At 35.9% G+C, this 14,420-nt stretch carries 9 protein-coding genes; 3 read left to right on the top strand and 6 right to left on the bottom strand.

All coding sequences use genetic code 11. From position 1 onward, the window contains the following. The first annotated feature begins 127 nt into the window (after positions 1-127). Entirely contained in the window at positions 128-1,360 is a 1,233-nt protein-coding gene (locus M0D58_RS04280) for a YaiO family outer membrane beta-barrel protein (protein WP_248393762.1), read from the top strand. A gap of 249 nt (positions 1,361-1,609) precedes the next feature. On the opposite strand, the gene M0D58_RS04285 is transcribed toward M0D58_RS04280, so the two are convergent. The 6 genes from M0D58_RS04285 to M0D58_RS04310 form a co-directional block, all read right to left on the bottom strand. Further along, positions 1,610-5,044, bottom strand: a complete 3,435-nt coding sequence (locus M0D58_RS04285; RefSeq protein ID WP_248393763.1) for a sulfatase-like hydrolase/transferase — start codon at positions 5,042-5,044, stop codon at positions 1,610-1,612. Next, positions 5,038-6,102, bottom strand: coding sequence for a HEAT repeat domain-containing protein (locus M0D58_RS04290; RefSeq protein ID WP_248393764.1), 1,065 nt, complete (start codon positions 6,100-6,102; stop codon positions 5,038-5,040). The genes M0D58_RS04285 and M0D58_RS04290 overlap by 7 nt, the downstream gene beginning before the upstream one ends. A 5-nt stretch (positions 6,103-6,107) precedes the next feature. Further along, entirely contained in the window at positions 6,108-6,464 is a 357-nt protein-coding gene (locus M0D58_RS04295; protein ID WP_248393765.1) for a response regulator transcription factor, read from the bottom strand. Between the two features lie 13 nt (positions 6,465-6,477). Next, a complete protein-coding gene (locus M0D58_RS04300) occupies positions 6,478-8,829 on the bottom strand; it encodes a response regulator (protein ID WP_248393766.1) in 2,352 nt (783 codons plus the stop codon). Then, the gene (locus M0D58_RS04305) at positions 8,814-10,409 is read right to left on the bottom strand and encodes a PAS domain S-box protein (protein WP_248393767.1); all 1,596 of its coding nucleotides are present in this window, start codon (positions 10,407-10,409) and stop codon (positions 8,814-8,816) included. The genes M0D58_RS04300 and M0D58_RS04305 overlap by 16 nt, the downstream gene beginning before the upstream one ends. A gap of 338 nt (positions 10,410-10,747) precedes the next feature. Further along, positions 10,748-11,326 (bottom strand): CinA family protein, encoded by a 579-nt coding sequence (locus tag M0D58_RS04310; RefSeq protein WP_248393768.1) that lies wholly within the window; start codon positions 11,324-11,326, stop codon positions 10,748-10,750. 731 nt (positions 11,327-12,057) lie between these two features. Between M0D58_RS04310 and M0D58_RS04315 the strand changes: the two genes are divergently transcribed. Both M0D58_RS04315 and M0D58_RS04320 read left to right on the top strand, forming a co-directional pair. Next, positions 12,058-12,717, top strand: coding sequence for a TetR family transcriptional regulator C-terminal domain-containing protein (locus tag M0D58_RS04315; protein ID WP_248393769.1), 660 nt, complete (start codon positions 12,058-12,060; stop codon positions 12,715-12,717). Between the two features lie 204 nt (positions 12,718-12,921). After that, positions 12,922-14,238, top strand: coding sequence for an ABC1 kinase family protein (locus M0D58_RS04320; protein WP_248393770.1), 1,317 nt, complete (start codon positions 12,922-12,924; stop codon positions 14,236-14,238). Positions 14,239-14,420: the final 182 nt, after the last annotated feature.

Here is a 14,420-nt window from a genome sequence, read left to right on the forward strand (position 1 = left end):
GTTGATTTATTTTTTTGTGATAAAAACTATATTTTACTTACCAATATTTATTTACAGATACAAAAAGTTCAATATATTTGTTTATTATATCATTAATAAGAGAACTGTCTAACCATTCCCCGTTTCAATGAAAAAATATATTGGGTTTTTATTACTCGTATTGCTTCCGTTTTATGCATATAGCCAGCAGGATCCATCTGCAGATGAATTATTTGTGAAGGCAAGAACTGCTGCATTCGACGAAAAAGATTATACAAAATCAATTGACCTTGCCAAACAGGCGTTGCAGAAAGCTCCCAACTATACGGATATTTCCGTTTTTTTAGGAAGAGTATACACGTGGAATAAGGATACCGAGTCTGCAAGAGCGGTTTTTGAAGAGCTTGGCAAACGAGAGGTCCGGGATGAAGATTATTTTATAGCATATGCTTCTCTTGAATATTGGAATGATGATAATACGAAAGCCATTGAAATTGTTGATAAAGGACTATCCTTTCATTCTAAATCTGAAGCATTATGGCTTCTGAAGGCAAGAGCGTATTTTGCCGACAAAAATTATAAAGAAGCTGAGGATGCAATCAAAAATCTTTTAGCCATTAACCCTAAAAATACGGAAGCGATCAATCTTGCAGTAAGAATCAATGATCTGGCTGCTAAAAATGCAATCAGTGTTACCTATAATTACTCGCATTTTGACAAACAGTTTCCGGACGACTGGCACATTGTAAGTGTGGGCTATAAAAGAGTGACTTCTATAGGATCTGTAATTCTGAGGGCAAACTATGCCAACAAATTTGCGGAAAACGGCATACAGGCAGAACTGGAAGCTTATCCGAGATTATCCGATATGTTCTACCTGTATGTAGGCGGAGCCTATTCTAATGATGTGGGCATCTTCCCGAAATACCGCACAGGAGTTTCATTAAATGCAAATCTCCCGCACAGCTTTGAAGCGGAAATCGGTTACAGACAGCTTTATTTCAGCAATAATATATGGATGTACACGGCTTCTGTAGGAAAATATTACAAAAATTTCTGGTTCAATATCCGTACATATATTACTCCTGACAATAAAAATATTTCCCATTCTTATACAGGAACGGTGCGTTATTATACCAAAAGTGCTCAGGATTATTTTGCATTCCAGATCGGAACGGGAATCAGTCCTGAAGAATCCCGCAACAATCTCCTGGAAAATGAAACCTTCAAGCTGAAAACCTTTAAAGTAGGCGCCGAATATAATTTCTCAGTTAAACGAAACCTGTTTTCGATAGGTACTATGTATTTCAATCAGGAATACCGGCCTAATGAAAAAGGAAATCAGTTTGACGTTACTTTAGGATATACAAGAAAATTCTAACGTTCATAAATACCCTCAATCATTTATAGCGTAAATAATAATTTAAGGATGGCTGAGCCATCCTTTTTCATTACTTATGGATAATAGTCTTCACCCATTTTCTGCAATAGCACATGAAGATTTTTTCGTAATGACTAGATGATTTTTAATTAAGAAAAAAAGTTTATTGAAAACAATTTCAATAAACTTTAAATATTATCAATAATAACAGCTATTACAGAAGATTGCACCAACTATTTTACTGTTAACTTATTTGGCTTTTTTCTTAAAATTGGTGAATACGGAATCCGGCATCAGTTTTTGCGTCTGATAGAATTTGGAATTCATTCTTTTAAACTGATCAAAACGTCCTTTTACCCTTTTTAAGACCTCTGGATTATCATAGCTTTCTTCATCAAGGTTATTAAGAATAAAAAGTTTGTCGTCGTGCAGATAGTATTTGTCGGAAACAAAATCCGCGAGAAGACTTTTACTCTGCATGATCGGATAATCCGCTTTGGTGATCTGTACATCCGAAGACAGTCCTTTTCCAACCCATGTTACGGTAGATGGCGTAATAAGATTATAATTTTTCCGGTAATATGCCAGAAAAGAGGGTGCTATGTCCAAATGACTTACTGTTTTCATGAATTTTTTAGGCCCTTTCAGCAATGGTGAATAAATCATCATTGGTACATGGAACCTGTCAATTTTATCCTGAATAAGAATTTCCGGCATACTGTGATCTCCTGTAATAAAGAAAATTGTTTTTGCAAAATCCGGCCTTTTACGGTAGTTTTCAAAAAACTGTTTTAAAGCATCATCAGCATTTAAAATGGAGATCAGCTGATCTTTATATTGTCCTGCCCATTTTTTCTGGTCAGCAGTTAAAAGATTTGATGCTAACTTCTCATTGTACATTTTTTCATAATACGCTTTATTATTAATCAAAAACGGATTGTGGGTGGAGAGTGTAAGAACCATGTTAAAATATGGTTTCGACTGCACTTTCTGTACTTCAAGCACTTTTCTGAACACCGCCTGATCTTCATAACCCCAGCTATCGCCTTCATTATTTGCAGGAAGCCTTTTATACCCTTCACCATAAGATCCGATATCTACAATATGATTCACTTTGCTGTATTCAAGATAATTCCTGTAATTATCAAATTTCAGGTTACCTCCATAATAAAATCCGGTTTCAAAACCGTTAGCTTGAAGAATATTGAAGAGATTAAAATGATCCGGAATTTTTTCCATTTCAAGAAATCCGTTTTTACCGAAGGGCAAAGAACCTGTAAGCGACGGTAACGCAGCAAAAGTTCTTCCTGCGCTGCTCAGACCATTTTCCCAATACAGACTCTGATTGGAAAGAGAATTCAGGAAAGGTGTAAAATTCCCGACATATCCTTTTGGAGAAGTGTAGGCGTGTCCGAAGCCTTCCAATGTGACAAATACAAGATTCGGGATTTCATCGGATTTGTTTAAATATGCTCCCAGAAAATCCTGGGTATCTTCTTTTTTCCAGAAAGGAAAACCTTCATTCAACATCGTATTGGAAGATGCTATCTTTTCATCGTCACCACCAAAAAATTCTGTAATTTCAGGATGATCACTTATAAAATTTTCTTCATTGGCTTTAAAGAAATATTCCCATTTGCTCTTTCCTGCATTCTGACTGAATTCATTAGCCTTATCAAGTGTTTCAGAATGCAGTGCTTCCGAAGGAATAAAAAATGCGATTAATCCAAGCGACAGAAAAGTTATACCCGGATAAATTGATTTGAAGCCGGAACGTCCTGACATCCACAACGGAACGAATGATACAGCCAGCAAAATAGCAAACAGCGCATAATTTTTAAAATTGAGCATTCCGCTGGCCTGAAGAATCTGCTTCATTTCTTCTTTACTGTAGTAGATAAGGTCTGCCCCCAACAAATTTCCTGTTTCGGAAAAATAAAGAAATAAAATATACTGTAAAACAACGACAAGTCCGCAGGCAGCTATTGCCAGCGTTTTGGCCCAGCTTTCTTTAATAAAATTAATGATGAGGTACAGAATACCAAATCCGAACATAAGTTCGAAGATAAAAAGAATATTGTCTGCAAAAAGAGAACCTGCCACTGCAGAAGTGTCAATTTTTGTAAACATATATCTGTACCAGAACCACTCTGCCAGAATTCCGATAAGAAAAAGGACACTGAAAACAGAGGCTAAAGCGCCCCATTTTTTAAGTCCGTGTTTCAGGATAGCCCAGATTTTTTCTTTCAGCGGTAAATTTTTTGTATTCTGATTAAAACCCTGCCTCGTCATTTCCCCCCAGCCATGAGACTTTTTAAAATAATCGATAAAGCCATTTACACCCGCTTTTACAACAATTGGGTGAAAATAGAATGGTTCTGAAAATGCGGTGCTGATCAATGCAAAGAAGTCCTTTCTTTTACCATACACCTGCCGGCTTACCATGTCTACCAGTATTCCGTAAACCGAATAGAGGAATCCCATGGATAATACCAAAGCAAACAAAACAAAGAAAAAAGGCCAGTTGATGATTCCTAAAAGAAGAAATATGATAAATACGATGTACCCTGAAAATTCTACCAAAGGTCCTAGAAACTCAAAGAAGAACCAGTATGGAAGACTTATCATTCCTAACTTTTTATATTTAGGATTAAACATCATTTTGCGATGTTTCCAGAGGGTTTCTATAGTTCCTCTCATCCAGCGGTTCCTTTGTTTTTTGAGGATATCTTTTGTTTCCGGAACTTCTGTCCAGCACAAAGGATCCGGAATGGTAATTACTTCATACGGCTCATTCCGTTCTTCCATATATTTTCTCATCCTCACGACAAGTTCCATATCTTCTCCTACCGTATTCCTGTCGTAACCTCCGCAATCCAGAACTATTTTCCTGTCGAAAACCCCGAATGCCCCGGAAATAAGAATAAGCCCTGAAGCTCTTGACCAGGCCATTCTTCCCAATACAAATGCGCGGATATATTCCAATGCCTGTGTTCTTCCCAGCAGCGTTTTCGGCATATTTACACTGACTACTTTTCCGTCTTCGATCACACAATTGTTTGCCAACCGGATCACTCCGCCACAGGCAATAATTTTTTTATCAGTCTGTTCAAGAAACGGTTTTGCCAGCCTCAAAATCGCATCCTGTTCCAGGATACAATCTACATCGATACATACAAGATACTCTCCGGAAGAAACATTAATTCCGACATTCAGCGCATCTGCTTTACCCCCGTTTTCTTTGTCTACAACGATGAGTTTTCTGAAAGCCTGATTCCTGCTTTTATATATTCCTTTTATTTTATTGGTTTCGATTTTTCCCTGAACAAAATAAGACACACATTCCAGATCGTAAGCTTCAATAAGCTTCTGCATAGAATCATCCTTACTTCCGTCATTGATAATAATGATCTCAAGGTTATGATAATATAAAGAAAGCAGGGATCTTACATTTTCAACAATGGTCATTCCTTCATTGTAAGCAGGAGCAAGAAGGCTGAAAACAGGCGCATTGGGATTGGCAGCAATAATACTGTAATCGGTAAAAACATTTTCTTTTTTATATCGTAATACTGCTCCGAGCGCGTAAATTCCTACCCAGCCGTAAATAATTGCCACCGCTGTACCGTACAATAAATACAGCCATATAACAACATCATAAACAATGTGTGAAAATTCTAACATACTTTTTCCTGCAATGCGTATTTAATAATTTGGACTAACTCTTCCGAGTCTTCTTCATTTTCAGCGAGCTCTGATAAATAATCTCCATGCCCCAGCTCATATAGTGCCTGCGCAGAATTCACCTTTATTCCGGAATGAGCATCTCCGGAAAGCTCTTTTTTAAGCAGATCTATACAGCACTGATCTTTTGAGATTTTCATCACCCTGAGAATTTCAATACGAACTTCATCCGGCTGATCATAATAAATTCCTGAAAGATACTGGACGGTTTCCGGGTTTTCCAGCGACATGAGTGTCTGCACGGCTTTTACACGGACTTCAACTGAAGAAATATTCAGCAATCCGATGAGTTTCGGATAGAAATTAAGAAGCTGAAACTTTTTTATTAATTTAAGCGTAAAAATAACAACCGAATCGTTTGTACTTTCAAGCCATTTCGATATAGCATTTTCCGAATCTGCGGGTAATGAAGAAATAGATAGCAGAAACCGGAGCTGCTGCCATTCTGAAATCCTGGTGGGAAAATCATCTAAGAAATGAAGACCCTCAAATCCTTTGAACCGTACCATCGCGAATTGTGCTTCCTGGTAAACCTGGGGTGATGGATGTGACAAATACTGCTCAACCTTCGGAATAGCATCCTGAACTTCCATTACGGTAAGTTCCCGTATTCCCCTGGCAATGAGATAAGCTTTCTTCTGATTCAGCTTTTTCATCGCTTCTTTACGGAGATCATATTCCCTGAAAAGCTCCGTAATTTTATTTTTTGCCACACCTGAAAACTTTTTTTCCGAATCCACAAGTTTTTCCAGAAACAGATTCCTGAATGAAGCGTTTACAGAAAGAGCTTTAAAGTAGATATCTTCCGGGATCTCATCATCCGCATATACAATTACATCAGATATTTTCTTATTGATAACTTCAGACCAGCCGGCTCTTCGTACAGATCTGTTGTATTCTATGATGTTGTAAATAAGTACAATCAACGCCAGCATCAATACCAATGACAACATGACAATAAAAACAACAAAAAGAAAATGTATCGATGAAATTACCATATATCTTATTTTGACAAAAATCTTTTAACCCTCAACATCAATTCACTTGGACTGAACGGTTTTACGATAAAATCCGACGCCCCCAGATCAAAAGCATTAAGCACCACCTCTTCCTGTCCCATACTGGAAAGCATAATAACAGGTACATCTTTTCCCATTGTTTTTATTGCTGAAAGGATTTCTATTCCCGAAGCAAAAGGCATCATAATGTCGGTAATGGCAAGATCAACGTCATTTTCCTTTAATGTTTCAATAGCTTCTTTCCCGTTTCTGGTCAAAATTACTTCATGTCCTTCTTTCAACAATTTATGTTCTATTGTTTTAAGAATCAGTTCATCATCTTCTGCGATCAAAATTAGCATAGCTCTGATTTTTTTACTTTATTAAATTTTTTATGATATTTATTCCTCTTTTTACTTCTTCTTGTATTTCTTTATTCATGGCTGAAAAGTCCATTTCTTCTTCTGCCTTCTTTTCCCACCTCAGTGCACATTCAGCGAGTTTAAAAAGGCCGGCAATTCCTCCTGTTCCTTTCAGTTTATGAAGGATCATTCTGGTTTCTGCAATATCTTTTTCCTGTGCTGCTTTTTCTACATTTTTTTCTACCTGTACAAGTTCCTGGATGAGCAGATTGAGAAACATTTCCTTAAAATCATCGTCATCATCCCCAATCTGTTCTTTCAGCATATTGATATTGATGTATTTCTCAGGTTTTATTTCTGATTGATCTTCATTTTTTTCATGATGATCAGTTTTTTTATTATTGCTTCCAACACTGATGTATTTTTCGAGCATTTCCTGAAGATCGGTCTGTCTGAGAGGCTTAGGAAGGAAATCATTCATTCCGGCTTCCAGACATTTTTCTTTTTCACCCAGAATATTTCCTGCGGTAACGCCAATAATCGGAACATCAGCATAATCCGGAAGCATACGAATCTGTTTTGTGGCTTCAATACCGTTCATTACCGGCATCTGGACATCCATAAGAATGGCAGAATATCGTTTTTTCCTGCATTCTTCCAATGCTTCCAAACCGTTTACGGCTTCCGTAAGATGTGCATCAGGAGCAATGGATGTCATCATTCTGTTATTCAACACCATATTTACAGGATTATCATCTACCAGAAGGACTTCAAGGTTACTCATGAAAGAGTGGGATTCATTTTCAGGATGTTCCTGCGCTGCAACTTCTATCACACTACTTTGCGCCACTCTTCTCAGAGTTTTGTATAAATCATCAGATTTAATAGGTTTCAGAAGGAAATAAGAGTTATCCTCTTTTTTAAATGAATTAATAATATCATGTTCCTCTGAAGAGGTATGAAGAACCACCAACGGTGAAATTTCTTTTCGCTGATTAAACAATTCCCTGATCTTATCAATGGTTTCCAGTCCTGAAATAACCGGCATGTGATAATCCATAAGAATTACATCGAAGCGCTCCCCTTTCAGAAGAATCTGCAGTGCTTCCATTCCGTTGGCAGCCAGTGTAGAATCAATATTTTTATACGCAAGCATATGCTGAAGAATAATCCTGTTGCTTTCATTATCATCTACCACCAACGCTCTTTTTATCGTCATATCTTCCTCTTCCCTGGATTCGGAGATTTCATAAGGCATTTCTATATCAAAGAAAAATACAGAACCTCTATCCGGCGCACTGATCAGCGACAAATGACTTCCCATATATTTCAGAATATTGTTTGAAATGGTAAGCCCAAGCCCCGTTCCGCCATATCGTTTGCTGATCGAACTGTTTTCCTGGGTAAATGCATTAAAAATATATTTCTGCTTTTCAACCGGAATACCAATTCCCGTATCTCTTACAGAAAACCGCAGTGAAATATTTTTATCATCCATGCGGAGCTTCTCCACTTTCAGCTCAATCTCTCCTTTTTCCGTAAACTTAACGGCATTTCCAAGCAAATTGATCAGAATCTGTTTTAATCTGGATTCATCGATCAGAAGCGTTTTCGGTAGTCCCGGCTCGATATTCAGGAGAAGTTCGATATTTTTTTTCTGCGACTGATAAAGGATCACATTGATGACCTGGCTCACCATGTCATACACATCGCTTTTCTCAATCAACAGCTCCAATTTTCCGGATTCTATCTTGGAAAAATCTAAAATGTCATTGATAATGTTGAGCAGGTTTTCCCCCGATTCATTAATGTAATTAAGATATTGGGTCTGAATTTCATTCAGTGGTGTTCTGAGAAGAAGATCGGAAAATCCGATCACCCCGTTGAGTGGCGTACGGATCTCGTGGCTCATATTGGCAAGGAATTCAGATTTCGCCTTACTGGCCATATCGGCAACTTCTTTCGCATTTCTCAGTTCCTCATTTACTTCGACTGCTTTTGTGACATTCTGTACGGAAACAATCACACCACCTACTTCATCTTCAGTAAGATACCAAGGTCCCACCTTCAGATCATAATGCTGAGTTTCTTTCTGGCCCTTCAGCTGAACAGTGAAATCTTCATTGATATAGGTCTTTCCTTTGAGTGCATTTTCATATATTTCTTTTCTCTCCTCCGGAATATTAGGTGATATGGTGAAGAGATTATTCCCGATAAGATCTACATCATTCATATTGAATTCCTCTCTCCATTGGGTACTTACGGAAACATAATTAAGGTCCTTATCAAACATGGCCAGAGGAATCGGAACATCCGTCACAAACGACTGCATCATCGCTTCTTTTCTGGTCACTTCCAATAACATTTTTTGAATGCATCAATATCCTGGATGATCCCGAAAACCCTGCTGCAGACCTCACCCTCAAATTCCGGGAGCCCTTTTACCCTTACCCAGATCGTAACTCCGTCATTGCGGACAAGCTGCAATTCTTCATCAAAAGGAACTCCTTCTGTAACTGCCCTGTTAAAGAGAAATTCCATCCTTTCACGGCTATCTTCTTTATAGAATCCGAGCGCATTTTCAAAATCAGGCTGGAAATTATTTTTGATTTTATGAATTTCTTTTGTACTCTGGGACCAGAAAACAGTTCCTGTTTTCATATTGACTTCCCAACCTCCTACCTGGGCAACGGAGCTTGTCTGCTCCAGCATTTTTTTAGTGTAAATAAGATCTTTCTCTAGTGTCATCCTTTCGGTTACATTAAGAGCGGTGCTTACTACATAAGGTTTTCCTTCCTTATCAATCTCCACCATATTATGATACATCCAAATCAGTTCTTCACCTTCTTTGGTTTTGAGGATCATGGTTCCGAAATCTTCGTTATTTTGCTTGATGCGGTCAAGATATTGTTTTAGTAAAAGCCAGTTTTGTTCCGGCACAAGATCTTTCAGATTAAGACCCGTAACCTCATCTGCAGAGTAATGTAATGTTTCTCTTCCTTTTTCATTTACGGCAAGAATATTTCCTTCCATATCATGCATGCTCATCAGGCCGATGGCATTTTCAAAAAAACTTCTGAAACGTCGTTCCGAGCTTTCCAGCTGCCTTCTTTCTTCGATCTGCTGGGTAATATTAATTCCGAAACAGAATATTTCGGAGTATTTCTGATTTTGTGTAAGATACCATTCTACAATGACCGAAGTCCCGTCTTCAATTTTTGTAGAAGTTGTAAAGGTGGCTTCTTTCATGCTGCCAGGAAATTTTTCAAGTTCCGGCAAAGATTTTTTATCCTGTTCTAAGAGGGTTAAAAAATTATGTTCTATCGCTTTATCTTTAGTAACTGAAAAAACTTTTTCAAAAGAAGGATTAATATCTTTCAGCATAAATTTATTATCCAGCACACAGATAAGATTATTTGAAATATTAAATGTCTGCTGGAAATATTCTGCATTGATGATCTCTCTGTTGCTCATTAAAAGTCTGGTTACAACTTCACCAAGTTTTTTGAGTGCGGAAATCTGGTTTTCCGTAATATTTTTGGGTTCAAAATCGATTACACAGATGGTTCCCAACGCAAATCCTTCATCATCAATAAGCGGAACACCGGCATAGAAGCGGATTCCCCCTTCCAGAATCATAGGATTATCAGAAGATCTTTCATCTAAAAGCGTATCATTGATAACCACTACTTCCGAGCTTGCTACGGAATACTGGCATAAAGTATCCTTACGGTCTACAGAATCTATGGCAAGACCTATACAGCTTTGAATCCTCTGCGTATCTGCTTCCATAATTGATATCAGTGATGCCGGACAGTCCGTAATAAGACATGCCGTTTCTGCAAAAACATCCAGTTCCGGATCTTTGCCAAGATTGATGAGATCAAGAAGCTCTAATTTTTTTACTCTTCCAGCCTCATTGTCAGGAAAAGGATAATTATTCATATTGATAACTAATTTCTTTCATAATGTTAAATATAATTAGAAAATTGCTAAAAAAATAGTTTTTTATAAAGTTTTAGTATTATATCACATTTAAGAGATTAGCATTTTCAGGCTTAAAACTAATAAAAATTTATCTGAGTATCAAAAAAGTACATTACATATGCATCAATGTGGTATTTTTCTCTCTTATGGATATTATAAATTTAAAAAGCTTCTCAATGGGAGAAGCTTATAGAAATGACTGCAAAATGAAGTGATAGATATTTCAAAGATATTTGATATCTAATAACATTTTTATGATTCTTGTCATAAAATACTTTTTTTCACCTTTTATGACATTATAATAATGGTCTGTTTTCATGATGCTTATCAAGCTCCAGCTTAAAGCAGCCAAGAATAAATTCTGTATAATACAATTGTGCGTTTACCTGTTTTGTGCGGGAATGCAAATCAAGTTTTTCCGAAAGAAGCACCTCTCCTTTATAAACGATAGCAAAATAGGCAAATAGCTTTTGTTTTGATTCCGGAACCGGTGTAGCATATCCTGTAACAGCAATTGACCAGTCGCTTTTAAAAATCTTTGAAACATTCAGCGCCATAGTTTCGGCAATATTAGGTGATACACAGTCGCAAGCCAGCGCTTCAGATTCATCTACCTGCAAAAGATTGATTTTTTCATCAGGTGTATAAGCTGTAATACCGCCTTTATAAAATTTGGAAGCATCTTTCATCTGCGAAAAAGAAAACTGTAAAAACCCTGAAGTAACACTTTCTGCTACAGCAATGGTTTCATCTACTTCCAAAAGGTAGTTTCCGATATATTTAAACAGATTTTGCAGTTCCATAATAAAATATATAAGAGATCTTACGGAGAGTTCTTCTGAACTGATTCCGATTTTTGAATTTTTTAAAATCATTAATTCTGTCTGTTTTGTAATTTTAGATCTGAAATCGCCAGACCTTCTTTTGCGAAGCAATCAATTTTCAGTAAACCTGAGAATTTCATACAATTTCTGTTCTTAAGGCTTTGCCGGAAGGTCTTCTCCTTCATATGCAAAAGCGTTGCCAGTAAAAACAAACATGGTACATGAATTTTTCAATTTTTTAGCATAAAAATAAATTGCAGCGAGTAGACTTGTTCTTATAAAAAAGGATTAAATGAATTTGATCTAATTTAGACAATGTGAAAGATAATTCTTATGATTCTGATCAATACGAAAATGATTATAGTATAATTTTAAATTATGGAAATAAGAAGAATTAATTTATCTCTTTAATATAAAGTCAGGTTAAAAGTCTGCGTACTTGTACATTCAAGAAATAATAAAATAAGAATGTTTGTGTGATAAAAAAATAATCTGAATTTTGTCTCCACTCTGTATAAAAGACCCGTCTGATAATGAATTAAATTTAGTAAAAAAAGATTATAAAACCAGAGAAAATATTAACATTTTTATGATTTAAACATCTGTAATGCAATTATGGATAATATTATCCTGGAATAATGCACAATGCTAAATAATATAATTCAGATTATAATTTTATATGAGTAATTTAAAAATCACATCATGTATATAGTATAAATAAATACCATTTTATAATTATAGATAAATTTTATTACTAAATTTACATATAAAATAAATTGGTCATGCAAGAACAAACAAAAATTACAAAGGAAAAAATATTCGAATTATATGGCGATTATCTTCTAAACAATGGTGAAAAACCTAAAAATGTTTATCTCTTTGCAAAAGAAAATAACTTTGAAGAAATAGAATTTTATCATTATTTTTCAGGATTTGAGCAGATTGAAAAAGAAATCCTCAATCACCTTTTCATTAAATCCCTTGAGCTGGCTAATGAAGTTAATTCTTCTGATGAAATTGCCACAAAAGAAAAGCTTCTGAATGTCTATTATATTTTCTTTGAAAACCTTACCATGAACCGGTCTTTGGTGTTATCAGTTTTAGGAACTCATAAAATACAAAATATCAGAATCCTTCAGAATCTTCGGGAAACACACAGACAATTCATCAATACTTTAGATTTTAAAGAATGGGAAATTTTTGAAAAAGCGAAGCAGGATATCAGAACATTCAATGAAAAATCGAGACATGAAGCATTGTGGCTTCATTTAGTTTCTGCCATTGAATTCTGGAAAAAAGACACTTCGCCTGATTTTGAAAAAACCGATATTTTTATCGAAAAAACTATTGATACCGGTTTTGAATTAATTGATAATGAACCATTAAGAAAAGTATTGGATCTGGGAAAATTTCTTTGGAAGGAAAAATTTAAAATGAGTTGATGTATGGCTTTTGGCCACTTGCTTTTAGATTTTAATATCCAATTATTGCATTTGAGACTTTGCTGAGTACAAAACATTTGCCTCAATTTTATGATTTATTGTTAGAATCGGCGAAACTTCGTCTTGCGAACCTTAATACAGTCAGCAATAAAAAAAATCATTGTGAACATTGCGTTAAAAAGATTTGACAAACAAAATTTAAAAATGAAAACACTCAATAAAATTCCTACAGGAAAAATTGAACGAACAAGCAGCCTTCTCAAAGCAGGAGCAAAAGTCGGGGTCAATTACCTGAAATATTACGGAAATAAAATTACGAAAGATGAAGATGAAGCCCGTAAGATTCTCAATGAAGATAACGCATCAGACATCTACGATTCATTAAAAGAGCTGAAAGGCTCTGCTCTGAAGGTAGCCCAAATGCTGAGCATGGAAAAAAATATTCTTCCGGTAGAATATGTAGAAAAATTTTCGCTTTCACAGTTTTCCGTTCCGCCATTGTCGGGCGCTTTGGTGAAGAAAACATTCAGAAAATATTTCGGAAAAAATCCGGAGGACATTTTTGATGAATTTTCCTCCGAATCGGTCAATGCAGCAAGTATCGGGCAGGTTCATACCGCAAAAAAAGACGGTCAAAAAATGGCGGTTAAAATCCAGTACCCTGGTGTGAGAGAAAGCATTTCCAGCGACCTGAAAATGGTAAAACCTATTGCCATGAAAATGTTCAATATCAAAAAAGAAGGTTCGGAATCGTATTTTCAGGAAGTGGAAGACAAATTATTTGAAGAAACCGATTATAATCTGGAGCTCAGGAGAAGTCAGTATTTTGCAGAAGAATGCAGTCATCTCCCGAATGTCAGATTTCCGCATTATTATCAGCAATATTCGTGTGAAAAAATCATCACGATGGACTGGATGGCCGGAATTCACTTCTCGGAATTTACCAAAAAACAAAATTCTCAGGAAGACTTAAACAAAATCGGACAAACCCTTTGGGATTTTTATATGTACCAGATGCATATTCTTAAAAAAGTTCATGCCGATCCGCATCCCGGAAATTTCCTTATTTCGGAAGATAAAGAATTACTGGTTATTGATTTTGGCTGTATCAAAGAAATTCCGGAAGATTTTTACACTCCGTATTTTGAATTGGCGAAAGAAGAAAATTTAAAAAATCCTGAAGTTTTCCGTGAGAAATTATTTACATTGGAAATTCTGCGCGAAGAAGATTCGCCACAGGAGAAAGAGTTTTTTTCCAAATTATTCTACGAATTGCTGGAACTGTTTACAAGACCATTCAACCGGGAAAAATTCGATTTTGCTGATGAGTCTTTCTTTCAGGAAATTGCCGACCTGGGACAGCGATACGCCAAAATAAGCAATATAAAAGGAATGAATACCAACCGAGGTTCCAGACATTTCATTTACCTGAACCGAACATTTTTCGGACTGTATCATATGATGCACGATCTGAAAGCAAAAGACGTGGCGATTAATAATTTTAAAAATTACAGTGAGTAATATTTAACCGCAAGAGCCACAAAAGATTTTTGATGAATTTATAGTTATTCAAAAGTACGAAAAGAGTTTAAAAACAGAAATTCAATAGATTTTATTAGCTTTTAAGTCTCTTATATTTTATAATAATTTTTTGTTTCTTTTTATGACTTTTGCGGTTAAAATTATAATGATAAAACTTAAAA

This window comes from Chryseobacterium nepalense (genome assembly GCF_023195755.1).
GTDB lineage: Bacteria > Bacteroidota > Bacteroidia > Flavobacteriales > Weeksellaceae > Chryseobacterium > Chryseobacterium nepalense.

Coding starts and splice junctions, on each gene's coding strand:
- M0D58_RS04280 (WP_248393762.1), top strand. CDS start 128: ATGAAAAAATATATTGGGTTTTTATTACTCGTATTGCTTCCGTTTTAT.
- M0D58_RS04285 (WP_248393763.1), bottom strand. CDS start 5,044: ATGTTAGAATTTTCACACATTGTTTATGATGTTGTTATATGGCTGTAT.
- M0D58_RS04290 (WP_248393764.1), bottom strand. CDS start 6,102: ATGGTAATTTCATCGATACATTTTCTTTTTGTTGTTTTTATTGTCATG.
- M0D58_RS04295 (WP_248393765.1), bottom strand. CDS start 6,464: ATGCTAATTTTGATCGCAGAAGATGATGAACTGATTCTTAAAACAATA.
- M0D58_RS04300 (WP_248393766.1), bottom strand. CDS start 8,829: ATGTTATTGGAAGTGACCAGAAAAGAAGCGATGATGCAGTCGTTTGTG.
- M0D58_RS04305 (WP_248393767.1), bottom strand. CDS start 10,409: ATGAATAATTATCCTTTTCCTGACAATGAGGCTGGAAGAGTAAAAAAA.
- M0D58_RS04310 (WP_248393768.1), bottom strand. CDS start 11,326: ATGATTTTAAAAAATTCAAAAATCGGAATCAGTTCAGAAGAACTCTCC.
- M0D58_RS04315 (WP_248393769.1), top strand. CDS start 12,058: ATGCAAGAACAAACAAAAATTACAAAGGAAAAAATATTCGAATTATAT.
- M0D58_RS04320 (WP_248393770.1), top strand. CDS start 12,922: ATGAAAACACTCAATAAAATTCCTACAGGAAAAATTGAACGAACAAGC.